Here is a 24,348-nt window from a genome sequence, read left to right as displayed (position 1 = left end):
GCCACCGGGCCGGGTCCCGGAGGGGCTCAGTCGCCGTATTCGGACATGGTGGCGATGAGCTCCACCGAATACGGCGGCACGGACACCCCGTGGATCCGCGAGGGTGGCACGGGCGCGGGTGCGGCGGCCGCCGGGACCACCCAGTGGGGGGCCATACGGGCGCAGGCGCCGCGCAGCTCGGCGAGGCTCGGTTCGGCCGTGGCGGCCGGTGTGACGTTCCCGGTGCGCTTCATGGTTTCCCTATTCCGCACCGGAGCCAGCGGGAACCATGCGGAAAAAGGACTACTATCGGGTAGTTTCAGCCCTTCAGAGGAACCGCGGCGACCCGTTAGCGTTAGCTGTCAACAGTCCTCCACGCAGGAGTGTCCTAGCCGTGCGTATCGCAGTCACCGGCTCCATCGCCACCGACCACCTCATGACCTTCCCCGGCCGATTCGCCGACCAGCTCGTCGCCGATCAGCTGCACACGGTCTCCCTCTCCTTCCTCGTCGACAACCTCGACGTGCGCCGGGGCGGTGTGGGCGCGAACATCTGCTTCGGGATGGGGCAGCTCGGCACCCGGCCGATCCTCGTCGGCGCCGCCGGCTCCGACTTCGACGAGTACCGCGCCTGGCTGGACCGGCACGGGGTGGACACGAACTCGGTCCGCATCTCCGAGGTCCTGCACACCGCCCGCTTCGTGTGCACCACGGACGCCGACCACAACCAGATCGGCTCCTTCTACACGGGCGCGATGAGCGAGGCCCGCCAGATCGAGCTCCAGTCGGTGGCCGAGCGCGTGGGCGGTCTCGACCTCGTCCTGATCGGCGCCGACGACCCCGAGGCGATGCTGCGCCACACCGAGGAGTGCAGGACGCGGGGGATCCCCTTCGCGGCGGACTTCTCGCAGCAGATCGCCCGGATGTCCGGTGACGACATCCGCACCCTCCTGGAGGGCGCGAAGTACCTCTTCTCCAACGAGTACGAGAAGGGGCTCATCGAGTCCAAGACCGGCTGGAGCGACGAGGAGATCCTGGGGAAGGTCGACTACCGGGTCACCACGCTCGGCTCGCGCGGCGTGCGCATCGAGCGCGTCGGCGAGGGCGCGATCGAGGTCGGCTGCCCGGAGGAGGACGCGAAGGTCGACCCGACCGGCGTCGGCGACGCGTTCCGCGCGGGCTTCCTCTCGGGGCTGTCCTGGGGCGTGGGCCACGAGCGGGCCGCGCAGGTGGGCTGCATGCTCGCGACGCTGGTGATCGAGACGCTCGGCACCCAGGAGTACCAGCTGCGCCGGGCGCACTTCATGGACCGCTTCACCAAGGCGTACGGGACGGACGCGGCGGACGAGGTCCGGACGCACCTGTCCTGACACCCGGCGCCCCCTCCCGTCGCACCTCCGGCGGGGCCGCTGTGTGTGGGGCCCCGTTGCTCCGGGCCCGCCGCCGCTGTCAGCGCCCCCGGCGCCGCTGTGGCCCCCCCGCGCCGCTGTGGGCATGCGTGCCGCTAGGGGCGGCACGGGTGGGCACAGCGGCGCCCCCGTTCCCGCCGGGCTGCGCACCCCGTCTGCCACGGTTCCGCCGTCGGCGGGTGCGGGTGCGTGGGGGGCTGGTCGCGCAGTTCCCCGCGCCCCTTAAGGGCCTGGGCTGCGCCCGGCCCCCCAGTACGCCCCCAGAGCCCCGCTCAGGAGACGCGTCGCACCACGTACGCCGAACCCCGCTCCCGCGCCTCCTCGCCCACGTACTCCTGTCCCCGCATCGCGCACCACGCCGGGATGTCGAGCCGGGCGGCCTCGTCGTCGGCGAGGACCGTGACCGTGCCGCCGACCGGGACGTCGCCGATCACCTTGGCGAGTTCGATCACCGGGATCGGGCAGCGCTTGCCGAGGGCGTCCAGGGTCAGGTCGCCCGAGGGCGCGGCGGGGGCGGGGGAGGACACCGGGGCGCCCAGCCGCGCCCGCACCGACGCCACCACTCGGGGCAGCACCTCGAGGAACCGGTCCACGTCCGCCGCCTCGGTGCCCGACGGCAGCGAGACCCGGACGTTCCCCTCGCTCAGCACCCCCATCGCGCGCAGCACATGGCTGGGCGTCAGGGTGCTGCTCGTACAGGACGAACCGGACGAAACCGAGAAACCCTCGCGGTCCAGCTCGTGCAGCAGGGTCTCCCCGTCGACATAGAGACAGGAGAAGGTGACCAGATGGGGCAGGCGCCGCACCGGGTCCCCGACCACCTCCACGTCCGGCACCAGCCGGGCCACCCCGGCGCGCACCCGGTCGACCAGCTCGCGCAGCCGCTCCGCCTCGGCCGCCGCCTCCGCCCGTACCGCCCGCAGCGACGCCGCCGCCGCCACGATCGCCGGGATGTTCTCGAAGCCGGCCGCCCGGCCCGACTCCCGCTCGTCGGCGGGGCCCTGGGGGGCGAACCGGACGCCCTTGCGGACCGCCAGCAGCCCGACCCCCGCGGGGCCGCCCCACTTGTGCGCACTCGCGGCCAGCAGCGACCAGCCCTCCTCGACCGGACCCCAGGCCAGCGACTGGGCCGCGTCCACGAGCAGCGGCACCCCCGCCTCCCGGCAGGCCGCCGCCACCTCGCCCACCGGCTGGGCGGTGCCCACCTCGTGGTTGGCGGACTGGAGGCAGGCGAGCGCGGTGTCGGGGCGCAGGGCGGCGGCGTACGCGGCGGGGGAGACCGCGCCGGTCCGGTCGACCGGCACCTGGGTCATCTCGCCGCCGTCCGCCTCCAGGGCCCCGCCCGCGTGCAGGACGGAGGAGTGCTCGACCGCCGACACCACCAGATGGCGGCCGACACGCCGGCGCCCGGCGACGGAACCGTAAATTCCGGAATGCACCGCCCGGGTACCCGAAGAGGTGAACACGAGCTCGTCCGGGCGGCACCCCACCGCCTCGGCCGCGGCCTCCCGGGCCGCGTCGAGCAGCAGCCGGGCCCGCCTGCCCTCGCGGTAGAGCCGGGCGGGATCGGCCCACCCCTCGTCGAGGGAGGCGACCAGGGCCTGACGGGCGACGGGGTGCAGGGGGGCGGAGGAGGCGGCATCGAAGTAGGGCACCCGATCACGCTATCCCCGGGGGGCAGCGGGGCGCCGGGTGCGGGGCCGTCCCCGGGGCGCGCCCCGGCTGTGTCCGGGGCGCCGGGTGCGGGGGCGTCCGGGAATGCTCCGGGCCTGTTGCCGCGCCGCCTCCGGGGGCTCCCCGCGCCGCTTCCGGAGGCTCCCCGCACCGCCTCACCCCCCGTACACCCGTACGGAAAGACCCGTCAGATGGCTCCCGGAGGCCCGGATTCCACCCCTTCGGGGGCCCCGGCGGCGCGTTGGGCACCCTCCCCGCGCGACCCCAAATAGCGTCCAGTAGGGTTTGGTCCGCATAAACATCCAAACCCCTGCCCGCGGCCAGGGCGGCGACCGACCAGCGAGACGGACGGCCGGAGCCGGCCGGCGCGGGCGAGACTCTCGGGAAGGCGCTACGTGAGTCCCAACGGCTCCGACCTCCCCCGCTGCCTAGAGGGCGCGGGCGGTTCCCCCACGTCGAGGCGCCCGATGCGGCGGAAGCTGCTGCAGGTGTCGACTGCGGGCCTGGTCCTGGCTACCGCCTCCGGTTGCTCGTACAACTGGAAAGACTTCCCTCGCCTAGGTATGCCCACCCCGGTGACGGAGGAGGCTCCGCGGATCCTGTCCCTCTGGCAGGGTTCGTGGGCGGCCGCGCTCGCCACGGGCGTGCTGGTCTGGGGCCTGATCCTGTGGAGCGTCATCTTCCACCGGCGCAGCCGCACCAAGGTCGAGGTACCTCCGCAGACCCGGTACAACATGCCCATCGAGGCGCTGTACACGGTCGTCCCCCTCATCATCGTCTCGGTGCTCTTCTACTTCACCGCGCGTGATGAGTCGAAGCTCCTAGAGCTCTCCCCGAAGCCGGCCCACACCGTCAACGTGGTCGGCTACCAGTGGAGCTGGGGCTTCAACTACGTCGAGAACGTGGACGGCAACCCGGCCACGGGCGACGCCGCGAAGTCCAAGGAGCTGTCCGCCATCCCGGACCGCTTCACCAAGGCCTTCCCGGCGGGCGCCGACGGCGTGTACGACGTCGGCATCCCCGGCACGCGGAACCCGCAGACCGGAAACCCCGGGCCCACCCTGTGGCTGCCCAAGGGCGAGAAGGTCCGCTTCGTGCTGACGTCCCGTGACGTCATCCACTCCTTCTGGGTGGTCCCCTTCCTGATGAAGCAGGACGTCATCCCGGGGCACACCAACTCCTTCGAGGTGACCCCGACCCAGGAGGGCACCTTCCTCGGCAAGTGCGCCGAGCTGTGCGGTGTCGACCACTCCCGGATGCTCTTCAACGTGAAGGTCGTCTCCCCGGAGCGCTACCAGCAGCACCTCAAGGAGCTGGCGGCGAAGGGTCAGACCGGCTACGTGCCGGCGGGCATCGCTCAGACCGACCCCGCCAAGAACGCGGAGACGAACAAACTGTGAGCATCCTCAACGAATCCCAGGGTGCCGCGGCAGCAGACGACTCGTACGAGAACGAGCTGCCGGTCCGGCGCAAGCAGCCGGGGAACGTCGTCGTGAAGTGGCTGACCACCACTGACCACAAGACGATCGGCACGATGTATCTGGTCACGTCGTTCGCGTTCTTCTGCATCGGCGGGATCATGGCGCTCTTCATGCGCGCCGAGCTCGCCCGCCCCGGCACGCAGATCATGTCGAACGAGCAGTTCAACCAGGCGTTCACGATGCACGGCACGATCATGCTGCTGATGTTCGCGACGCCGCTGTTCGCCGGTTTCGCCAACTGGATCATGCCGCTGCAGATCGGCGCGCCCGACGTGGCGTTCCCGCGGCTGAACATGTTCGCCTACTGGCTCTACCTGTTCGGCTCGACCATCGCGGTCGGCGGCTTCCTCACCCCGCAGGGCGCGGCCGACTTCGGCTGGTTCGCCTACTCCCCGCTGTCGGACGCGGTCCGCTCGCCGGGCGTCGGCGCCGACATGTGGATCATGGGTCTGGCCTTCTCCGGCTTCGGCACGATCCTCGGCTCGGTCAACTTCATCACCACGATCATCTGCATGCGCGCTCCCGGCATGACGATGTTCCGGATGCCGATCTTCGTGTGGAACGTCCTGCTGACCGGTGTGCTGGTCCTGCTCGCGTTCCCGGTCCTGGCCGCCGCGCTGTTCGCCCTGGAGGCGGACCGCAAGTTCGGCGCCCACATCTTCGACGCGTCCAACGGCGGCGCGCTGCTGTGGCAACACCTCTTCTGGTTCTTCGGCCATCCAGAGGTGTACATCATCGCCTTGCCCTTCTTCGGCATCATCTCCGAAGTCATCCCGGTCTTCTCCAGGAAGCCGATGTTCGGCTACATGGGCCTGGTGGGCGCGACGATCGCCATCGCCGGTCTGTCCGTGACCGTGTGGGCGCACCACATGTACGTCACGGGCGGCGTGCTCCTGCCGTTCTTCTCGTTCATGACGTTCCTCATCGCGGTACCGACCGGTGTGAAGTTCTTCAACTGGATCGGCACGATGTGGAAGGGCTCGCTGTCCTTCGAGACCCCGATGCTCTGGGCCGTCGGCTTCCTGATCACCTTCACCTTCGGTGGTCTGACCGGCGTCATCCTGGCCTCGCCCCCGATGGACTTCCACGTCTCCGACTCGTACTTCGTCGTCGCGCACTTCCACTACGTCATCTTCGGCACCGTGGTCTTCGCGATGTTCTCCGGATTCCACTTCTGGTGGCCGAAGTTCACGGGCAAGATGCTGGACGAGCGCCTGGGCAAGATCACCTTCTGGACGCTGTTCGTGGGCTTCCACGGCACGTTCCTGGTGCAGCACTGGCTCGGCGCCGAGGGCATGCCGCGCCGTTACGCGGACTACCTCGCCGCGGACGGCTTCACCGCGCTGAACACGATCTCGACCATCAGCTCCTTCCTGCTGGGCCTGTCGATCCTGCCGTTCATGTACAACGTCTGGAAGACCGCCAAGTACGGCAAGAAGATCGAGGTCGACGACCCGTGGGGCTACGGCCGTTCGCTCGAATGGGCGACGTCGTGCCCGCCGCCGCGGCACAACTTCCTCACCCTGCCGCGCATTCGCTCCGAATCCCCGGCGTTCGACCTGCACCACCCGGAGATCGCGGCTCTCGACCAGCTCGAGAACCACGGCGCCGGTGACAACGCGGCTCTCGCCGGCGGCAAGGAGGCGGGCAAGTGAAGATCCAGGGCAAGATGTTCCTTTGGCTCTCCGTCTTCATCCTGATCATGGCCGTCGTGTACGGCGTGTGGTCGAAGGAGCCGGCCGGTGCCACCGCTCTCGTGATGGCCTTCGGCCTGAGCGTGATGATCGGCTTCTACCTGGCCTTCACGGCCCGGCGGGTCGACGCGGGCGCGCAGGACGACAAGGAGGCCGATGTCGCGGACGACGCCGGTGAGCTGGGGTTCTTCTCCCCGCACAGCTGGCAGCCGCTGTCGCTCGCCATTGGTGGCGCGCTGGCGTTCCTGGCCATCGCGATGGGCTGGTGGCTGCTGTACTTCTCGGCGCCGCTGATCCTCATCGGCATCTACGGCTGGGTGTTCGAGTACTACCGCGGCGAGAACCAGAACCAGTAGGTCCCCGCACGCACCCGTGAAGGGCCCCGCGGCTCGTACGAGTCCGCGGGGCCCTTCCGCGTACCCGGGGGCCGCTCACGGGCCGCCCAGGGGGTGCGCCGCCCGTTTGCAGTCCTCCGGCGCGCCGAACCGGTCCGCTCTTCATAACGTGTGGGCATGAGTCAGGCACCGCGTACCCGTACCGTCCTCGGCTGCACCCTGCTGGTCACCGCCCTGGGGGCGGGCGCCGCCGGGTGCGGCGGCCACTCCGACGGCAACCCGCTCTCGGCCAAGCCGTACGACGCGGCCGGCCAGGTCGCGTACAACGGTCCGGCGGGCAGTGCGAAGGCGGACCCGGACAAGCCCCTGGAGATCACCGCCAGGGGCGGCCGCGGCCGGATCACGGACGTGACGGCCGCGGACGCGGCGGGCCGCTACCTCGCGGGCGAGCTCGACGGCGACGGCAACCGCTGGCACTCCACCTCCCCGCTGGTCGCCGGGACCCACTACACGGTGGTGGTCTCCACGGAGGACACGGACGGCGCTCCGGGGCGCCGTACGCTCACGTTCGACACCACCGCGCCCAAGGACACGGTGAAGGTCGAGTTCGGCCCGGACGCGGGCAAGTACGGCGTCGGGCAGCCCATCACGGCGGAGCTCAGCAAGCCGGTGAAGGACAAGGCGGCCCGCTCGGTCGTCGAACGCGCCCTCAAGGTCGAGTCCAAGCCCTCGGTGGAGGGCGCCTGGTACTGGGTGGACGACAAGACGCTCCACTACCGGCCCAAGGACTACTGGCCCGCGCACGCGACCGTCCGGGCCACCTCGCGCCTGGAGGGCGTGCGGATCGCGGACAAGCTGTACGGCGGTCCCGCCAAGCCCCTGAAGATCACCACGGGTGACCGCATCGAGGCCATCACGGACGCCGCCACGCACTACATGACGGTCAAACGCAACGGAGAAGTGATCAATACCATTCCGGTGACCACCGGGAAGCCGGGCTTCTCCACCCGCAACGGCGTCAAGGTGGTGCTGGGCAAGCAGTACTACGTACGTATGCGCGGGGAGACGGTCGGGATCTCGGCCGGCAGCGCCGACGCGTACGACCTGCCGGTCTACTACGCCACCCGGGTGACCTGGAGCGGCGAGTACGTGCACGCGGCCCCCTGGTCGGTGGGCTCGCAGGGCGCGGCGAACGTCAGCCACGGCTGTACGGGCATGTCCACCGGGAACGCGGCCTGGTTCTTCGAGACCGTGACCGAGGGCGACATCGTCAAGGTCGTCAACAGCATCGGCGAGGACATGACGCCCTTCGACAACGGCTTCGGCGACTGGAACGTCGACTGGGAGAAGTGGCGCAAGGGCAGCGTGCTCCAGGCCGACGCGAAGGCCGGGCAGAGCAAGCTGAACTCCGCCCGGCTGCGACCGCAGGTCTAGGGCCTGCCCGGTGGGGGTCGGGGTGGGGGGATCAGCCCTTGGTGGCCAGGGCACCGTCCGGGCGCCGCTGGCGCAGCAGGGCGGCCAGCGCGGCCGCGAACTCGACCGGCTCGACCGGGAGGGTCACCGCGGCGTCCGCGCGGCTCCAGGTGGCCAGCCAGGCGTCCTGCGGGCGCCCGATGAGCAGCAGCACGGGCGGGCACTGGAAGATCTCGTCCTTGATCTGCCGGCAGATGCCCATGCCCCCGGCCGGGACGGCCTCCCCGTCCAGGACGCACACGTCGATGCCGCCGCGGTCCAGCTCCTTGAGGACGGCGTGCGGGGTCGCGCACTCCAGGAAGGTCACCGGGGGAACGTCGGAGGCTGGCCTGCGCCCGGCGGCGAGCCGCACCTGCTCACGGGTGTTCGCGTCGTCGCTGTAGACAAGTACGGTGGCGCTCGACTGCATTGTTCCTCCGATTCGACGGCGGTACGGGCTCGGGAGCCGATGCGCGGATGCTACTCCGTCCGACACCGTGTCAACACCGGTTCGGCAAGCGCCCGGATGGGCCGTTCGGGCAGGACACGGGGTGCGGACACACCGAACGGCACCCCCCGGAGTGAGCGCGAGATAAGCGACCGACATAATGTCGGTCGTGGCGACAGCAACGACAGTAGAAACCGGGCACGCGCACCCGTCGGTCAATCGGCCGAACCTCACCAGCGTCGGAACCATCATCTGGCTGAGTTCCGAGCTGATGTTCTTCGCGGCCCTCTTCGCGATGTACTTCACCCTGCGATCGGTGACGGGTGCCGAGCACTGGAAGGAAATGGCGTCCTCGCTGAACCTTCCGTTCTCGGCGACGAACACCACGATCCTGGTGCTCTCCTCCCTCACGTGCCAGCTCGGCGTCTTCGCCGCCGAGCGGGGCGACGTGAAGAAGCTGCGCACCTGGTTCATGATCACTTTCGTGATGGGTGCGATCTTCATCGGAGGCCAGGTCTTCGAGTACACCGAGCTGGTGAAGAAGGACGGCCTCTCGCTGTCCTCCGACCCGTACGGCTCGGTGTTCTACCTGACCACCGGCTTCCACGGCATGCATGTGACAGGCGGTCTCATCGCCTTCCTGCTGGTTCTCGGCAGGACCTACGCGGCCAGAAGGTTCACCCACGAACAGGCGACCGCCGCCATCGTCGTGTCCTACTACTGGCACTTCGTCGATGTGGTCTGGATCGGCCTCTTCGCCACGATCTACCTGATCAAGTAATCGGGCACGCAGACCCGACACCATCCCGCACTGACGCAGAAGATCCTGACACCGGGGTAATCCGTGAAAAAGCTCTCCGCACGACGACGCCATCCGCTGGCGGCGCTCGTCGTCCTACTCCTCGCGCTGGCGGCCACCGGGGGGCTGTACGCCGCGTTCGCGCCCGCGGACAAGGCGAAGGCCGACGAAACCGCCCAGTCCCTCGCCATCGACGAGGGCAAGAAGCTCTACTCCGTCGGCTGCGCCAGCTGCCACGGAACCGGCGGTCAGGGCACCTCTGACGGCCCGTCCCTGGTCGGCGTCGGCTCCGCCGCCGTGGACTTCCAGGTCGGCACCGGCCGGATGCCGGCGCAGCAGCCCGGCGCCCAGGTGCCGAAGAAGAAGGTCATCTACTCGCAGGCCGAGATCGACCAGCTCGCCGCGTACGTCGCCTCCCTGGGCGCCGGCCCGATCAAGCCGACCGAGAAGCAGTACAGCCCGGAAGGCGCGGACATCGCCAAGGGTGGCGAGCTGTTCCGCACCAACTGCGCCCAGTGCCACAACTTCTCCGGCAAGGGCGGTGCGCTCACGCACGGCAAGTACGCCCCCAGCCTGGAGGGTGTGGACCCGAAGCACATCTACGAGGCCATGCAGACCGGCCCGCAGAACATGCCGTCCTTCCCCGACACGACGATGCCGCAGAAGCAGAAGCAGGACATCATCGCGTACCTGGACGCCGTGAACAGTGAGAAGACGGCGAGCCCCGGTGGCCTGTCGCTGGGGGGCCTCGGTCCCGTCAGTGAGGGTCTGTTCGCGTGGATCTTCGGCCTCGGTGCCCTCATCGCAGTCGCCATCTGGATCGCGGCCCACTCCGCTAAGGCCAAGAAGTCATGAGTAGCCAAGACAATTCCGAGAACCTGCCCAGCGAGCAGGACCCCGAGCACGGCTCGGTCGAGCGCGCCCGCGACCCGTTCGCGGACCCGGGGCTGCCGCCCCACCGTCCGCGCGTCCAGGACATCGACGAGGCGGCCGCCAGGCGCTCCGAGCGCGTGGTCGCCGGTCTCTTCATGCTCTCGATGGTCGCCACGGTCGCCTTCATCGCGTCCTTCGTGATCTTCCCGATCGACAAGATCGTCTACATCTTCCCGTTCGGGCACGTCAGCGCGCTGAACTTCTCCCTGGGTCTGACCCTGGGTGTCGCGCTGTTCTGCATCGGCGCCGGCGCGGTCCACTGGGCCCGCACGCTGATGGCCGACGAGGAGATGTCGGACGACCGTCACGAGATCGCCGCTCCGCCGGAGGTCCGCGAGAAGGTCATGCAGGACTGGGCGGACGGCGTCCGCGAGTCCGGCTTCGGCCGCCGCAAGCTGATCCGCAACACCATGTACGGCGCGCTGGCCATGGTGCCGCTGGCCGGTGTGGTGCTCCTGCGCGACCTGGGCACCCTGCCCGAGGACAAGCTGCGCAAGACGATGTGGGCCAAGGGCAAGGCCCTCATCAACATGAACACCAACGAGCCGCTGCGTCCCGAGGACGTGGCCGTCGGTTCGCTCACCTTCGCCAAGCCCGAGGGCCTGGAGGAGGACCAGCACGACTTCCAGACCCAGATCGCCAAGGCCGCCCTGATGATCGTCCGGCTCCAGCCGGAGAACATCAAGGACAAGCGCGAGCTGGAGTGGTCGCACCAGGGCATCGTGGCGTTCTCGAAGATCTGCACCCACGTCGGTTGCCCGATCAGCCTGTACGAGCAGCAGACCCACCACGTGCTCTGCCCGTGCCACCAGTCCACCTTCGACCTCTCCGACGGGGCCCGCGTCATCTTCGGCCCGGCCGGTCACGCTCTGCCGCAGCTGCGCATCGGCGTGAACAGCGAGGGTTACCTCGAAGCGCTCGGCGACTTCGAAGAGCCCGTCGGTCCTGCCTTCTGGGAGCGCGGATGAGCACCACCACGACTGACGAACGCCGCGAGGCCGGCAAGGGCGAGAAGTTCGCCGACTGGGCCGACGGCCGGCTGGGGATCTACACCCTGGCCAAGACCAACATGCGCAAGATCTTTCCGGACCACTGGTCCTTCATGCTCGGCGAGATCTGCATGTACACGTTCATCATCATCATCCTCACGGGCGTGTACCTGACTCTGTTCTTCCACCCGAGCATGAACGAGGTCGTCTACGACGGCTCCTACGTTCCGCTCCAGGGCGTACAGATGTCCGAGGCGTTCAACTCGACCATGCACATCAGCTTCGATGTGCGCGGTGGTCTGCTCATCCGGCAGATCCACCACTGGGCGGCGCTGATCTTCCTCGCCGGCATGTTCGTGCACATGATGCGCGTCTTCTTCACGGGCGCGTTCCGCAAGCCGCGCGAGGTCAACTGGCTCTTCGGCTTCCTGCTGTTCTTCTGCGGCATGTTCACCGGCTTCACCGGCTACTCGCTCCCGGACGACCTGCTCTCGGGCACCGGCGTCCGCTTCATGGAGGGCGCCATCCTGGGCGTGCCGGTCGTCGGCACGTACCTGTCGTTCTTCATCTACGGCGGCGAGTTCCCCGGCGGCGACTTCGTGGCCCGGTTCTACTCGGTCCACATCCTGCTGCTGCCCGGCATCATGCTCGGCCTGATGATCACTCACCTGATCCTGGTCTTCTACCACAAGCACACCCAGTTCGCGGGCCCCGGCCGCACCAACAAGAACGTCGTGGGCGCCCCGCTGCTGCCCGTCTACACGGCCAAGGCCGGCGGCTTCTTCTTCCTGGTGTTCGGTGTCATCGCGGTCATCGCCGCGATCGCCTCGATCAACCCGATCTGGGAGATCGGCCCGTACCGCCCGGACCAGGTGTCGACCGGCGCCCAGCCCGACTGGTACATGGGCTTCGCCGAAGGCCTCATCCGTGTGATGCCGGGCTGGGAGATCAACCTGTGGGGCCACACGCTGGTCCTCGGTGTGTTCATCCCGCTGGTGATCTTCCCGCTGGTGCTCTTCGCGATCGCGGCCTACCCGTTCATCGAGGCCTGGATCACCAAGGACACCCGCGAGCACCACATCGCCGACCGTCCGCGCAACGCTCCCGTCCGCACCGGTATCGGTGTGGCGTGGGTGACCGCGTACATGGTGATGCTGGTCGGCGGTGGCAACGACCTGTGGGCGACCAACTTCAACCTGTCGCTCAACGCCATCACCTGGTTCGTCCGGATCGCGTTCTTCGTCGGACCGGTCGTCGCGTTCATCGTCACCAAGCGGATCTGCCTGGGCCTCCAGCGCCGGGACGCCGAGAAGGTGCTGCACGGTCGCGAGACCGGCATCATCAAGCGGCTGCCGCACGGTGAGTTCGTCGAGGTCCACGAGCCGCTCGACGCGGGCCAGCTGTACAAGCTCACCGCGCACGAGCAGACCCGTCCGGCCGAGCTGCCGGCGGCCGTCGACGAGAACGGTGTCAAGCGCAAGGTCTCCCGCATGGAGAAGCTGCGCGTCAAGCTCCACAAGGGTTACTTCGGCGAGCAGAGCCAGATCGCCAAGCCGACCGCCGAGGAGTACGAGGAGATCACCAGCGGCCACGGCCACCACTGATCCCCACCCAGCGCGACGCTGTACGCCACACAGCACGGGGCCCCGTCCAGGCGATGGACGGGGCCCTTCGCCGTACCCGGGGCTGGATAGGGTGTTCCCATTCCCTATCCGTCGGTGGACCCAGGAGCGGACCATGAACGTTGTGACCCCGGCAGGCGGCGACAGCGTGGCGGCCTACTCCTGGCCGGGCGTACTGGACGCCCTGCTCAGCGGCACCGACCAGAGCGCCGAGGCGACCGCCTGGGCGATGGACTCGATCATGCGCGGCGAGGCGACCGACGCGCAGATCGCCGGGTTCGCGGTGGCCCTGCGGGCCAAGGGCGAGACCGTCGCCGAGATCACCGGCATGGTCCGCGCGATGTACGAGCACGCCAACCTGATCGAGGTGCCCGGCCGGACCGTCGACATCGTCGGCACCGGCGGCGACGGCGCGAAGACCGTCAACATCTCCACCATGTCGGCCATCGTGGTCGCGGGCACCGGCGCCAAGGTCGTCAAGCACGGCAACCGGGCCGCGTCCTCCGCCAGCGGCGCCTCCGACGTCCTGGAGAAGCTCGGCGTCAACCTCGACCTCACGCCCCGGCAGGTGGTCCAGGTCGCCGAGGAGGCGGGCGTCACCTTCTGCTTCGCGGTGAAGTTCCACCCCGCCCTGCGGTACGTCGCCGCGGCCCGGCGCGAACTCGGCATCCGCACCACCTTCAACTTCCTCGGCCCGCTCACCAACCCCGCCCGGGTGACGTCCCAGGCGACCGGCGTCGCGGACGCCCGGATGGCGCCGATCGTGGCCGGGGTCCTCGCCGAGCGCGGCTCCTCGGCGCTGGTGTTCCGGGGCGACGACGGCATGGACGAGTTGACGACCACCGCGACCTCCCGCGTCTGGGTGGTACGGGACGGGGCCGTGCGCGAGGAGGCCTTCGACCCCAGGGACGTGGGCATCGACCTGGTGCCGGTGGAGGCGCTGCGCGGGGCCGACGCCTCGTACAACGCGGACGTGGCCCGGCGGCTGCTGGCCGGGGAGACCGGGCCGGTACGGGACGCGGTGCTGCTCAACTCGGCGGCGGCGCTGGTCGCGCTCGACCCGGGCCCGGGCACCCTGGTGGAGCAGATCCGGGACGGGATCGCCCGGGCGGCCGAGTCGGTGGACTCCGGATCGGCCAGACGGGCCCTGGAGCGGTGGGTGGCGGCCAGCAACGCGTAGCCGCCGCCCGAAGGTGTGACGCACGGCGCGGTCCGGATGCCGGACCGCGCCTTGCGCGTACGCCGACGTATGGCAGGATGCTTTCCAAGGTCATGAGTGACAGCGACTACGGCCCCGGCCCGCTGTCCGGCAACCCTCCGTCCGTGGCGGGGTGCCCCGGGTGAAGACCAGGCCGCAGGCAGCGAGGTCGGCGGCAAGCGCGGACCCCTGCGCACCCGTTCTCCGGGTGGCGCGCCCCTGGGGTCCTGGTCCTCAAGGGAGCAGTCTCGTGAGCAAGCGAATGCGATAGGGCCTCCGGCCCCTTCTTCTGTACACCTCCGTACGCCCTCCGCGCGTACGTCGAGGTCACCCCCCGTGCATCCGGCGCCGCCGGTCGGTCCGCCGTGCCCCGGGGGTTCCACAGCCGATTCGGCTTGTCCCGCCGGGAGATACCGCCATGTCCGCATACGCGTCCACGTCCACCTCCGCCCCCGTCTCCACCGCCGCCGTTCCGTCCCCGGCCGAGGAGGCCTGCTGCGCGGGGCCGCTGCCGGTGCTCGGCCGGGACGTCACCGTGCCGCTGGTCACTGGCGGCGAGGTGACGTACGCGGCCCTCGACTACGCCGCGAGCGCCCCCGCCCTCCAGCGGGTGTGGGACGACGTGGCCGCGTACGCCCCCTACTACGGCAGCGTGCACCGGGGCGCCGGCTACCTCTCGCAGCTCTCCACCGACCTGTTCGAGAACAGCCGGGCGACGGTGGCCGAGTTCCTCGACTGCCGCCCCGGCGACCAGGTGGTCTTCACCCGGTCGACGACGGACTCGCTGAACCTGCTGGCCCGGGTGCTCCCCGCCGACTGCCAGGTCTTCGTCTTCGAGACCGAGCACCACGCGTCGCTGCTGCCGTGGCGGGACGCCCAGGTCACGTACCTCGACGCGCCGCGCACGCCGCAGCAGGCGGTGGCGATCCTGGAGCGCGCGCTGGCCGACCGCGAGCCCTACGGCCCGGCGCTGGTCTGCGTCACCGGCGCCTCCAACGTCACGGGCGAGCTGTGGCCGGTGAGGGAGCTGACGGCGGCTGCCCACGCGCACGGGGCGCGGATCGTGCTGGACGCGGCGCAGCTGGCGCCCCACCACCCCGTCTCCGTACGGGAGTCGGACGTCGACTGGATCGCCTTCTCCGGGCACAAGCTGTACGCGCCGTTCGGCTCGGGGGTGCTGGCCGGGCGCGCGGACTGGTTCCAGGAGGCCGAGCCGTACCTCGCTGGGGGCGGGGCTTCCCGTACGGTCGCGCGGCGCGCGGACGGCGGGGTGGACGTCGAGTGGCACACCACGGCCGCCCGGCACGAGGCCGGATCGCCGAACGTGATCGGGGTGTACGCCATCGCGTCCGCCTGCAAGGCGCTCACGGAGGCGGGCTTCGACGCTCTGGTGGAGCGGGAGCGGCACCTGATCGCGAAGGTGCGGGAGGGGCTGGCGGCGGTGCCGCAGGTGCGGGTGCTGTCCCTCTTCGGCGACGACGCGCCGAGGGTCGGGGTGATCTCGTTCGTCGTGGACGGCTGGAACAGCTCGCACTTCGCGGCGGCGCTGTCGGCGGAGTACGGGATCGGGGTCCGGGACGGCCTGTTCTGCGCCCACCCGCTGGTACGGACGCTGCTCGGCGGGGAGCCGCAGGAGCAGGGGGAGTGCGGGGCGCCGGAGGGGGAGCCGGGGCAGCGGTCCCTGAACGCGATCCGGGTCAGCTTCGGGGCGGGGACGCCGGACGAGCATGTGGAGCGGTTCGTGGGGGCGGTGCGGGAGTTGGTGGGGGAGGGGGCGAAGTGGGCGTACCGGGTGGAGGGGGGCCGCTGCGTCCCGGCGAAGTAACGTCCCCGGGACTACGCCCCGGCCCCCTCCGGGGGCTGCGCCCCCACCCCCTCGTTCGCCTGCGGACCGTGCCGGCTTGCTCGCGCAGTTCCCCGCGCCCCTGAAACCTGCGGTCTTCTGCGGGCCGTGGTCGGTTGCTCGCGCAGTTCCCCGCGCCCCTGAAATGCCGCTGCGCGGCATCCCCGGGGCGCCCCGAAGGGGCGCTTTGAGGGGCGCGGGGAACTGCGCGAGAAGCCCCACCGGCCCGCAGCCGAAGTCCGGGCCCTGAAGGGGCGCGGGGAACTGCGCGAGCGGCCACAGACGGCCCGCGGACGACAGCGCGTCCGGGGTTGCCCATGCGCCCCGCATCGGAGTTCGCCTGAGGAACGCACCCCGGACCGCTGTGCCGCCCGCTCAAGGGCTACGCGTCGAGGCCGATCGCGAACGCCGCCTCCAGGTCGTGCTGGGAGTACGTCCGGAACGCCACGTGCGTGTCCGTCACCTCGACCCCGGGGATCTTGCTGATCCGGCCGGGGATGATGTCCGCGAGGTCGTCGTGGCGGGCCACCCGGACCAGCGCGATCAGGTCGTAGGTGCCGGTCACCGAGTACACCTCGCTGACGTTCTCCAGCGACGCGATCGACTCCGCGATCTCGGGGATCCGGTCCACGCTGGTCTTGATGAGCACGATCGCGGTGATCACGGCTGGTTCTCTCCCTCGGTGGCGGCCGGCGCCGACGGCTTCGGCCGTTGCGGTCGTTTCACTCTAGCCGTCCCGCGGAACCGGACCCAGGCGTAGAGAAAGCCCAGGCCGAAGCCGACGAGATGGGCCAGATAGGCCACTCCGGGGCCCGCCGGAGCCGCCCGTACGGCCAGCCACTGGAGCACGAACCAGAACACCAGCACCGGCGCCGCGGGGAAGCGCAGCGGCAGGAAGAAGAGGAACGGGAAGAGGCTGGTCACCCGGGCCCGGGGAAAGAGGTACAGGAAGGCGCCCAGGACGCCCGAGATCGCCCCCGACGCGCCCACCAGCGTCTGGTCGGACGCCGCGTGCGCCACCGCGTACGCGAGCAGGGCGAGGTAGCCCGCGCCGAGGTAGAACAGCGCGAAGCCGAGCCTGCCCATGCGCTCCTCGGCCATCACGCCGAAGACGTAGAGGAAGAGCATGTTGCCCAGCAGGTGCAGCCAGTTGCCGTGCACGAAGAGCGCCGTGAGGGGGGTGAGGAGCGCGCCGGGGTCACCGGCCGTGAGTTCGTTCGGGATGACACCCCACCGGGCGAAATACGCGCTCTGGGCGGCGAGCAGCGCGTCCCCCGTCCCGTAGGAGGGGTTGAGGCCGGAGACGGGGCTGACGAGGAAGACCAGGCAGCAGGTCGCCAGCACGGCGTAGGTGACCGTCGGGCCCCGGACCACCGCCACCCGGACGGCGCTCGGCTTGATCATGAACAGAGCATGGCGTACCGGGACCGAACGGTACAGACCGCCTCGCCGTGCCGGGGGGTACCCGCTAGGCCGTAGGGTTACGGGCAGTACATCCGCAGTTCGACGGCGCACCGCGAGATCCCCGACCACATCTTCGACACGAACCGTGGGAAGACCGTGAAAAGAGGACAGCACCACATGACGAGCGTTCCCCTGCCCACCGCCACCACGCGGTGGCGCTGCACCCTCTGCGGCAATCTGACCCGCTTCGACGTGACCCGCTCGTCCAAGGTCGTCGAGTACGTCCATCTGGACCTCGCCGGAGAGCCGAAGGTCGAGGAACGCGAGGTGGTCAGTGAGACCATCGAGTCGGTGCGCTGCCGCTGGTGCAACGCGGTGGACCAGATCGAGCTGGTGGACAGGCCGGGTGCCGGCTCCGAGTGAACCCGCCCGGTGAGTGACGGACGACAGTTGAGGTGACGGATCGTGGAGCATGCAAGCGGTGCCGAACCGGCCGGTGCTGCCGGTGACGGCCCCGCCGAGGTGCTCGACCGACCGCTGCCCGAAGGGGTGCGGCGCCGGGTCGTCGCACTGGTCTCGGACGCCTTCGGGGGGCTGACCGTCGCCGAACTGCCGCCCCAGTTGCGGCAGTACGCCCGTTTCACCCGGACGCGTCGGGCCAAGTTCGCCGGCACCGCCATGGCCGCGGCACTGGAGTCCGACCCGGTCTTCCGGCAGCGGATCGGGGAGCGGTTCAAGGAGGCGCAGCCGGAGCTGGCGGGCGCGCTGGAGTCCGGCGCGCCGCCCGCGGCCGCCGACCCCGTGGACGTGGCGGCCGCCGCGTACGTCCTGCGCCCCGTCGGCTGGGTGAAGCTGGTCGCGGCGGCCGGCGAGGAGGCCCAGCGGGCGGATGCCGAGCGGGCCGACGAGGAGGGCCGGCGCGAGCTGGAACGGCTGCGCCGGGAGCTCGACGAGGCGCACGAGCGGCTGCGCACCGAGCAGGAGGAGCTCCGCGCCGACCTGGCCGCCGCCCGCAAGGAGGCCGAGGCGCTCCAGCGCAAACTGCGCAGCGCGCTCAGCGACGTCAAGCGCGGCGAGGCCGCCCTGCGCAAGGTCACCGGGGAGATCGACGGGATCAGAGCGGAGGCGGCGGCCCGGGTGGCCGCCGCCGAGAGCGAGTCGCGGCGGATCAGGACCCGGCTCACCGAGGCCGAGGCGTCCGCCGAGGCGAGCCGCCGCGCGGTGCGCGAGGGACGCTCGATCGAGGACATGCGGCTGCGGCTGCTCCTCGACACGGTCCTGGACGCCGCCTCCGGGCTGCGGCGCGAACTCGCCCTGCCCCCGGCCTCGGTACGGCCCGCCGACACCGTGGAAGCGGTCGAACCGGGGCAGATGACCCCGAAGGACATCGCGGCCCGGGCGCTCTCCGAGACCGATCCGGCGCTGCTCGACCAGCTGCTCGCGCTGCCGCAGGTGCATCTGCTGGTGGACGGCTACAACGTCACCAAGACCGGCTATCCGACGATGCCGTTGGAGAAGCAGCGGCTGCGGCTGCTCGGCGGTCTCTCCGTGCTCGCCGCGCAGACCGGCGCCGAGGTCACCTGCGTCTTCGACGGCGCGGAGCTGGCCGCGCCGGTGCTGCTGGCGCCGCCCCGAGGCGTCCGGGTGCTCTTCTCCAAGCCGGGGGTGACCGCCGACGAGCTGATCCGCCAGCTGGTGCGGGCGGAGCCGTCCGGGCGGCCGGTGGTGGTCGTCTCGACCGACCGCGAGGTGGCCGACGGAGTGGCGAAGGCCGGGGCGCGTCCGGTTGCGTCCGTCATGCTCTTGAAGCGGCTTTCGCGCGTCTAGCAACTCCTGCGTTCAATGCCCGAATTCGGGCGATCGGTTCCCAGCGCTCTGTCAAGTGCCCATTACTACGCGTGGGATGACTGTAAAGAATCCTTCTGTCGACCGAGTTTTTTCCTATCAGGATTTGAACTGATCACAGGGAGGTCACTAGGGTCGGCTCGAACCTTCACGCGGTTGATCACTCGTCCGGGTGGCCGTGGAGGTACCGCCGAGTCCTTCGCTGTTCGGCGCTGAGGAAGAAGGAGCTCGCCTTCGTGGCGTCCCACCGTCGACCCAAGCCTGCGAGCCGCACCCGCGTGACCGTGCTCACCGCGACCGCCGCCGCAGCCGTCGCTCTCACGTCCCAGGCCGCGCAGGCGGACCCGAAGCCGTCGAAGAGCGAAGTGAAGTCCAAGGTCGACAAGCTCTACGACGAGGCCGAGCAGGCCACCGAGAAGTACAACGGCGCCAAGGAGAAGCAGGACCAGCTGGAGAAGCAGGTCGGCGCGCTCCAGGACAAGGTGGCCCGCGGCCAGGACGAGCTCAACAAGCTCCGCGACGGCCTCGGTTCGATGGCCTCCGCGCAGTACCGCTCGGGCGGCATCGACCCCTCGGTCCAGCTCTTCCTCTCCGCCAACCCGGACGACTTCCTGGACAAGGCGTCCTCCCTGGACCAGTTGAGCGCCAAGCAGACCGAGGCGCTCCAGAAGATCCAGGAGAAGCAGCGCAGCCTGGCGCAGCAGCGCAAGGAGGCCCAGGACAAGCTCAAGGACCTCGCGGACACCCGCAAGGAGCTCGGCACCAAGAAGGCCGAGACCCAGACCAAGCTCGCCGCCGCGCAGAAGCTCCTCAACTCGCTGACCGCCGCCGAGAAGGCGTCGCTCGCCGCCGACGACGCGCGCGCCAACCGCACCAACGAGCGCGTCGACCTCGGCCACGAGGCGCCCGCCTCCGGCCGCGGCGCCGCGGCCCTGGCCGCCGCCCAGACGCAGATAGGCAAGCCGTACGTGTACGGCGCCACCGGCACCGCCTCGTTCGACTGCTCCGGCCTCACCTCCTGGGCCTACCGCCAGGCGGGCATCTCCATCCCCCGCACCTCGCAGGCCCAGGCCGGCGCGGGCACCCAGATCGGCCGCAGCCAGCTCAAGCCGGGCGACCTGGTCCTCTTCTACGGCGACCTGCACCACGTCGGCCTGTACGCCGGCAACGGCCAGGTGCTGCACGCCCCGAAGCCGGGCGCCAACGTCCGCTACGAGGCCATGGGCAACATGCCGTTCCAGTTCGGCGTCCGCATCGCCTGAGGTCCGGGCCCCGCGGCCCGCCGTATAACAACTCGGTTGCCACCGCCCTCCGAACGGGCGAATTCCGGCAACGCGCGCTGACGCCACGCCCCGCCGGTGACCTGTGTTCTCCGGCGGGGCGTCACTGTGCGTACACATCTTGGTCTTTGGACCCCGTGTGCTCGTCCGACTACTCTCCGGCGTGCGGTTCCCCGTGATCGTCCGAACTCGTCCGCCCGCCCGGGCGGCAGGGGCCCGCACCAGCGGAAGGAGTGCGGCTTCCCGTGGCGTCCCATCGCCGTCCCACGCAGTCCGGGCTCTCCCAGAGCACCCGGGTCACCGTCCTGTCCGCCGCGGCGGCCACCGCGGCCGCGGCCTTCGCGGCCCCCGCCGGCGCCGAACCGGCCGACACCGGCAAGGAGCGGGTCGACCGGCTCTTCGCCCAGGCGGAGGAGGCCACCGAGCAGTACAACAAGGCGGACGAGCGCGCCGACCTCCTGCGCGAGCAGGTCAAGCACGCGCAGGACAGCGTCGCGCGCGGCCAGGAGCGCATCAACCGGATGCGGGGCGCGCTCGGCGCGATCGCCGGAGCCCAGTACCGCTCGGGCGGCCTCGACCCCTCGATCGCGCTGCTGCTCTCCGAGGACCCCGACACGTATCTCGACAAGGCGGCGGCCCTCGACCGGATCGGTGAGCGCCAGAGCACCGAGCTGCGCGAACTCCAGCACGAGCAGCGGCGGATCGGCCAGCAGCGCACCGAGGCCACCCGCAAGCTCGCCGAGCTGGAGCGCAGCCGTCTGGAGGTCGCCCGGCACAAGCGGACCGTCGAGTCCAAGCTCGCCGAGGCCCGCCGGGTGCTGCTCGCGCTGCCGAGCGCCGAGCGGGCCGCCTTCGACCGGGTCTCGCGCTCCGGGCGCGGCGCGCTGCCCGACCTGAGCGGGGCGGTGCCCGCCTCCGGGCGCGCGGCGGCCGCGGTGGCGGCGGCCCGCCAGGCGGTGGGCCGGCCCTATGTGTGGGGCGCCAACGGGCCCTCCGGCTTCGACTGCTCGGGCCTGATGCAGTGGTCCTACGCGCACGCGGGCGTCGGGCTCCCGCGCACCTCGCAGGCGCAGCGGTACGCCGGGCGGCGGGTCTCCCTCGCCGAGGCGCAGCCCGGGGACCTGGTCGCCTACCGCTCCGACGCCAGCCACATCGGGATGTACGTGGGCAACGGCCAGGTCATCCACGCCCCCTACCCGGGCGCGCCGGTGCGCTACGACCCGGTGGGCATGATGCCCATCTCCTCGATCACCCGGGTGTGACCGTACGATCGGGGGGATGGCGGACGGCTGGCTGAGCGGCACAGGGCGACGGCGCACGGCGGGATACGGTCTCGCCGCGCTGCTGTCCGTGTCCGCCTGCGCGTCCCCCGCCCCGGCCCCCGACCCCGTCACCGGCCAGGTGCAGCGCACGCTGGACGGCCGGGCGGCGGCCGTCCTCGGGCACGACGAGCGCGGCTATCTGGCCGCCCTGGACCCGGGCGCGGCGGGTCTGCGGGACGCCCAGCGCGCCGAGTTCGCCAATCTGCGCCAGGTGCCGCTGAGCGCCTGGGCGTACCGGGTCACCGGCGTCAGCCGCCGGGGCGACCGCGCCACCGCCCGGGTCGAGCTGCGCTACCGGCTCACCGGGTACGACAGCGCGCCGGTGACCTCGGCCCGGGTGGTGGACCTCGACGAGCGGGCCGGGCGCTGGTACGTCACGGGGGACCGGGCGGGCGAGGGCGCGGCCGAACCGCTGTGGCGCCAGGGCCCGGTGTCGGTGGTGCGCGGCGCGCACAGCCTGGTGCTCGGCGTCGGCCAGGAGCGGCGGACCCTCCAGCGGATCGCAAACACCGCCGACCGCGCGGTGCCCGCCGTCTCGGCCGCCTGGCCCGGCCGCTGGGCGGGCCGGGTGGTGGTCCTGGTGCCCGGCTCGCTCGACGCGATGGCGGCGCTGCTCGCCGCGCCCCCGGCCTCGTACCGGGGGATCGCGGCGGTCACCACCGGCGAGGCGGGCGCGGCCGGGGCGGCGCCCGCGGACCGGGTGATCGTCAACCCCGAGGCGTACGGCGTCCTGGGCGATCTCGGCCAACGGGTCGTCCTCACCCACGAGACCACCCATGTCGCCACCCGCACCCGCACCTCCTCCGCGACCCCGATGTGGCTCTCGGAGGGCTACGCGGACTGGGTCGGCTACCGAGGCACCGGGCGCACGCCCGCCGAGGCCGCCCCGGAGCTCCAGGAGGCGGTGCGGCGCGACGGCCCGCCCGGCGACCTGCCCGCCGACGCCGACTTCGGCTTCGAGGGCGGCGCGGACCGGCTGGCGCGCGCGTACGAGGGCGGCTGGCTGGCGTGCCGTCTGATCGCCCAGCGCTGGGGCGAGGCGAAGCTCGCCGCGCTCTACGCGCAGGTGGGCGGCCAGAAGCACCGCGAGGGCGCGCTGGAGAAGGCCCTCAACGACCAACTGGGCACCACACCAAGGGAGTTCACGGCCCTGTGGCGGGCCTACGTCCGCGAAGAACTGGCCTGACGAACCCCACTCATCCCTCCAGGGCCGCGATCCTCGCCGGCGCGCCGGCCCTCGCCCTCGACCCGCCGCCGCTCCTCGGCTGCGGCCTGGGCGTGCGCGGCGCGGCCCTCGCCACCGCCACCGGCCGGGCCGTGGACCGCTCAGCGCACCAGGACCGAGAAGACCCTCGTGCGGACCTGCTGAACCGGCAGCGGGGGACGGGGGACCGTGGCGCGCCACAAGCGGCGGCACGCGGTCACCGACGCCGCCACCAGAAGCCCGTTGCGGACGGACAGGAGCAGCACCCCGAGCCAGTCGCTCGCCACCACGTGCGAGAACCAGATCGGGAACTCCAGCAGGGTCACCGCCGCCGCCGCCAATACCAGATACGCGGGGCGCGCCATCGGGGAGCGGCGCACGACCAGGCACACGGCCGCGAGGCCCACCAGCCAGATCAGGTACTGCGGGCTGATCACCCGGCTGGTGGTGGTGAAGAGCAGCACGGCCGTGAAGGCGGCGTCCGCCAGGGTGCCGGGGCCGGTGCGGCGCGCCCGCAGCCGCCACAGCAGCAGCCAGCCGAACGCCAGCCCCGTGAGCGCCATCGCCAGCGTGGAGACCAGCGGTACGTATGGACCGAGGAACTCCACCGACCCGTAGTTGAGCTGCACCCGGCCCCGCCAGCCCAGATGGCGGGCCACGTGGAAGACCAGGGCGCCGAGCGACTCCACCTCGGTGCCCCGGTCGCGCTGGAAGGTGAGGAACGCGAACGCGCCCGGCGCGACCGCGTGGCAGGCGAGCAGGAAGACGCCCGCGGTGACGGCCGCCGCCGCCCACGCCCGGCGCGGTGCCCGGACGAGCAGCAGCACCGGCCACACCTTCAGCAGCGCGCCGAACGCGGCGAGCGCCCCCAGCACCCGCGGTCGGCGCGCCCCGGCCAGCAGCGCGGCCACCGCGACCGCCGTCACTAGTAGGTCGTAGCGCGCGTACGCGGTGGGCCCCAGCAGCGGTACGCCCCACACCCAGAGCCGGGCCCCCGCGCGGGACCCGCCGGGGCGCCCGCCCGCGTACAGCAGCAGCCCGAGGACCAGGACGTCGGCGAGGAGCGCCAGGACGAAGAAGGCGGAGGCGTAGTCGAGGAAGGGCAGGGCCGCGGGGGAGAGGATCGCCAGCGCGGCGGCCGGCGGGTACTGCCAGGTGACGTCGTCCAGCGGATACGTACCGGTCCGCAGCACCTCGTACCAGCCCTGGTAGATCACCGACACGTCGCTGGTGACGTCCGGACCCGGCACGACCAGCACCCGCAGGACGCAGAGCAGCAGCAGGCACCGGGTGGCGGCGAACACCGCGAGGAGTCCCGGCACGCTCCTCGCGCGCCCTGTGCCGCTTCCTTCCGACATGCACACCCCGTCCCTGTATCGCGTGGATCGGGCCTTTCGCCCGCCGCAGTCATGATGCCGGGCGGGGACCGGCACGAGCG

At 71.2% G+C, this 24,348-nt stretch carries 22 protein-coding genes and 1 riboswitch; of the genes, 16 read left to right on the top strand and 6 right to left on the bottom strand.

The window, feature by feature from the left end:
• Nucleotides 1-26: 26 nt before the first annotated feature.
• On the bottom strand, nt 27-233 hold the full coding sequence (locus AC069K_RS22135) for a hypothetical protein (protein WP_365114031.1): 207 nt from the start codon (nt 231-233) through the stop codon (nt 27-29).
• A 140-nt stretch (nt 234-373) separates the two neighbouring features.
• Here AC069K_RS22135 and AC069K_RS22130 point away from each other — a divergent pair, with 140 nt between their 5' ends.
• Nucleotides 374-1,348 carry a carbohydrate kinase family protein gene (locus AC069K_RS22130; protein ID WP_365114033.1) on the top strand — a complete coding sequence of 325 codons (975 nt, stop codon included), beginning with the start codon at nt 374-376 and terminating at the stop codon, nt 1,346-1,348.
• Between the two features lie 311 nt (nt 1,349-1,659).
• On the opposite strand, the gene AC069K_RS22125 is transcribed toward AC069K_RS22130, so the two are convergent.
• Nucleotides 1,660-3,042 carry a cysteine desulfurase/sulfurtransferase TusA family protein gene (locus tag AC069K_RS22125; RefSeq protein WP_365114035.1) on the bottom strand — a complete coding sequence of 461 codons (1,383 nt, stop codon included), beginning with the start codon at nt 3,040-3,042 and terminating at the stop codon, nt 1,660-1,662.
• Between the two features lie 414 nt (nt 3,043-3,456).
• Between AC069K_RS22125 and ctaC the strand changes: the two genes are divergently transcribed.
• The 4 genes from ctaC to AC069K_RS22105 all read left to right on the top strand — a co-directional run bounded on the left by ctaC (nt 3,457) and on the right by AC069K_RS22105 (nt 8,005).
• Nucleotides 3,457-4,461 carry an aa3-type cytochrome oxidase subunit II gene (gene ctaC / locus AC069K_RS22120; RefSeq protein WP_478618854.1) on the top strand — a complete coding sequence of 335 codons (1,005 nt, stop codon included), beginning with the start codon at nt 3,457-3,459 and terminating at the stop codon, nt 4,459-4,461.
• A complete protein-coding gene (gene ctaD / locus AC069K_RS22115) occupies nt 4,458-6,197 on the top strand; it encodes an aa3-type cytochrome oxidase subunit I (RefSeq protein ID WP_358833663.1) in 1,740 nt (579 codons plus the stop codon). The genes ctaC and ctaD overlap by 4 nt, the downstream gene beginning before the upstream one ends.
• Nucleotides 6,194-6,592: a cytochrome c oxidase subunit 4 gene (locus AC069K_RS22110; RefSeq protein ID WP_358833664.1), complete on the top strand. Its 399-nt coding sequence runs from the start codon at nt 6,194-6,196 to the stop codon at nt 6,590-6,592. Before ctaD ends, AC069K_RS22110 begins: the two co-directional genes overlap by 4 nt.
• A gap of 156 nt (nt 6,593-6,748) precedes the next feature.
• Nucleotides 6,749-8,005 carry a L,D-transpeptidase gene (locus AC069K_RS22105; RefSeq protein ID WP_365114038.1) on the top strand — a complete coding sequence of 419 codons (1,257 nt, stop codon included), beginning with the start codon at nt 6,749-6,751 and terminating at the stop codon, nt 8,003-8,005.
• A gap of 31 nt (nt 8,006-8,036) precedes the next feature.
• Here AC069K_RS22105 and AC069K_RS22100 read toward each other — a convergent pair whose 3' ends face one another.
• A complete protein-coding gene (locus AC069K_RS22100) occupies nt 8,037-8,453 on the bottom strand; it encodes a hypothetical protein (protein WP_468897460.1) in 417 nt (138 codons plus the stop codon).
• Between the two features lie 178 nt (nt 8,454-8,631).
• On the opposite strand from AC069K_RS22100, the gene ctaE reads away from it, so the two are divergent.
• From ctaE to AC069K_RS22070, 6 genes are all read left to right on the top strand, one after another.
• The gene (gene ctaE / locus AC069K_RS22095) at nt 8,632-9,252 is read left to right on the top strand and encodes an aa3-type cytochrome oxidase subunit III (protein ID WP_358833667.1); all 621 of its coding nucleotides are present in this window, start codon (nt 8,632-8,634) and stop codon (nt 9,250-9,252) included.
• 63 nt (nt 9,253-9,315) lie between these two features.
• Entirely contained in the window at nt 9,316-10,125 is an 810-nt protein-coding gene (gene qcrC / locus AC069K_RS22090) for a cytochrome bc1 complex diheme cytochrome c subunit (protein ID WP_358833668.1), read from the top strand.
• Nucleotides 10,122-11,171: a cytochrome bc1 complex Rieske iron-sulfur subunit gene (gene qcrA, locus AC069K_RS22085; protein WP_358833669.1), complete on the top strand. Its 1,050-nt coding sequence runs from the start codon at nt 10,122-10,124 to the stop codon at nt 11,169-11,171. Before qcrC ends, qcrA begins: the two co-directional genes overlap by 4 nt.
• Nucleotides 11,168-12,796, top strand: a complete 1,629-nt coding sequence (gene qcrB, locus AC069K_RS22080; protein WP_358833670.1) for a cytochrome bc1 complex cytochrome b subunit — start codon at nt 11,168-11,170, stop codon at nt 12,794-12,796. The genes qcrA and qcrB overlap by 4 nt, the downstream gene beginning before the upstream one ends.
• A gap of 133 nt (nt 12,797-12,929) precedes the next feature.
• Nucleotides 12,930-13,994, top strand: a complete 1,065-nt coding sequence (gene trpD / locus AC069K_RS22075; protein WP_478618848.1) for an anthranilate phosphoribosyltransferase — start codon at nt 12,930-12,932, stop codon at nt 13,992-13,994.
• An 88-nt stretch (nt 13,995-14,082) separates the two neighbouring features.
• A riboswitch (SAM riboswitch) is annotated at nt 14,083-14,200 on the top strand.
• A 230-nt stretch (nt 14,201-14,430) separates the two neighbouring features.
• Nucleotides 14,431-15,837, top strand: coding sequence for an aminotransferase class V-fold PLP-dependent enzyme (locus AC069K_RS22070; protein ID WP_478618845.1), 1,407 nt, complete (start codon nt 14,431-14,433; stop codon nt 15,835-15,837).
• Between the two features lie 400 nt (nt 15,838-16,237).
• Here AC069K_RS22070 and AC069K_RS22065 read toward each other — a convergent pair whose 3' ends face one another.
• Entirely contained in the window at nt 16,238-16,519 is a 282-nt protein-coding gene (locus AC069K_RS22065; protein WP_067158275.1) for an Lrp/AsnC family transcriptional regulator, read from the bottom strand.
• The gene (locus tag AC069K_RS22060) at nt 16,516-17,259 is read right to left on the bottom strand and encodes a rhomboid family intramembrane serine protease (RefSeq protein WP_365114462.1); all 744 of its coding nucleotides are present in this window, start codon (nt 17,257-17,259) and stop codon (nt 16,516-16,518) included. The genes AC069K_RS22065 and AC069K_RS22060 overlap by 4 nt, the downstream gene beginning before the upstream one ends.
• Before the next feature lie 177 nt (nt 17,260-17,436).
• On the opposite strand from AC069K_RS22060, the gene AC069K_RS22055 reads away from it, so the two are divergent.
• The 5 genes from AC069K_RS22055 to AC069K_RS22035 all read left to right on the top strand — a co-directional run bounded on the left by AC069K_RS22055 (nt 17,437) and on the right by AC069K_RS22035 (nt 22,892).
• Entirely contained in the window at nt 17,437-17,682 is a 246-nt protein-coding gene (locus AC069K_RS22055; protein ID WP_067158271.1) for a hypothetical protein, read from the top strand.
• Nucleotides 17,683-17,724: 42 nt separating this feature from the next.
• Complete coding sequence (locus AC069K_RS22050) at nt 17,725-19,086, top strand: NYN domain-containing protein (RefSeq protein WP_478618840.1); 1,362 nt, start codon at nt 17,725-17,727, stop codon at nt 19,084-19,086.
• Between the two features lie 254 nt (nt 19,087-19,340).
• Nucleotides 19,341-20,366, top strand: a complete 1,026-nt coding sequence (locus AC069K_RS22045; protein WP_358835257.1) for a C40 family peptidase — start codon at nt 19,341-19,343, stop codon at nt 20,364-20,366.
• A 263-nt stretch (nt 20,367-20,629) separates the two neighbouring features.
• Complete coding sequence (locus AC069K_RS22040; protein ID WP_365114464.1) at nt 20,630-21,646, top strand: C40 family peptidase; 1,017 nt, start codon at nt 20,630-20,632, stop codon at nt 21,644-21,646.
• A 16-nt stretch (nt 21,647-21,662) separates the two neighbouring features.
• The gene (locus tag AC069K_RS22035; protein ID WP_478618835.1) at nt 21,663-22,892 is read left to right on the top strand and encodes a hypothetical protein; all 1,230 of its coding nucleotides are present in this window, start codon (nt 21,663-21,665) and stop codon (nt 22,890-22,892) included.
• A 140-nt stretch (nt 22,893-23,032) separates the two neighbouring features.
• On the opposite strand, the gene AC069K_RS22030 is transcribed toward AC069K_RS22035, so the two are convergent.
• Nucleotides 23,033-24,268, bottom strand: a complete 1,236-nt coding sequence (locus AC069K_RS22030; protein ID WP_478618832.1) for a glycosyltransferase 87 family protein — start codon at nt 24,266-24,268, stop codon at nt 23,033-23,035.
• Between the last annotated feature and the right edge of the window lie 80 nt (nt 24,269-24,348).

The sequence above is a fragment of the Streptomyces sp. NPDC043908 genome, assembly GCF_056435525.1.
This window is presented reverse-complemented; position numbering and strand designations above follow the sequence as displayed.

Coding starts and splice junctions, on each gene's coding strand:
- AC069K_RS22100 (WP_468897460.1), bottom strand. CDS start 8,453: ATGCAGTCGAGCGCCACCGTACTTGTCTACAGCGACGACGCGAACACC.
- AC069K_RS22030 (WP_478618832.1), bottom strand. CDS start 24,268: ATGTCGGAAGGAAGCGGCACAGGGCGCGCGAGGAGCGTGCCGGGACTC.
- qcrA (WP_358833669.1), top strand. CDS start 10,122: ATGAGTAGCCAAGACAATTCCGAGAACCTGCCCAGCGAGCAGGACCCC.
- qcrB (WP_358833670.1), top strand. CDS start 11,168: ATGAGCACCACCACGACTGACGAACGCCGCGAGGCCGGCAAGGGCGAG.
- AC069K_RS22105 (WP_365114038.1), top strand. CDS start 6,749: ATGAGTCAGGCACCGCGTACCCGTACCGTCCTCGGCTGCACCCTGCTG.
- AC069K_RS22060 (WP_365114462.1), bottom strand. CDS start 17,259: ATGATCAAGCCGAGCGCCGTCCGGGTGGCGGTGGTCCGGGGCCCGACG.
- AC069K_RS22070 (WP_478618845.1), top strand. CDS start 14,431: ATGTCCGCATACGCGTCCACGTCCACCTCCGCCCCCGTCTCCACCGCC.
- AC069K_RS22035 (WP_478618835.1), top strand. CDS start 21,663: ATGGCGGACGGCTGGCTGAGCGGCACAGGGCGACGGCGCACGGCGGGA.
- AC069K_RS22135 (WP_365114031.1), bottom strand. CDS start 233: ATGAAGCGCACCGGGAACGTCACACCGGCCGCCACGGCCGAACCGAGC.
- ctaE (WP_358833667.1), top strand. CDS start 8,632: ATGTCGGTCGTGGCGACAGCAACGACAGTAGAAACCGGGCACGCGCAC.
- AC069K_RS22055 (WP_067158271.1), top strand. CDS start 17,437: ATGACGAGCGTTCCCCTGCCCACCGCCACCACGCGGTGGCGCTGCACC.
- trpD (WP_478618848.1), top strand. CDS start 12,930: ATGAACGTTGTGACCCCGGCAGGCGGCGACAGCGTGGCGGCCTACTCC.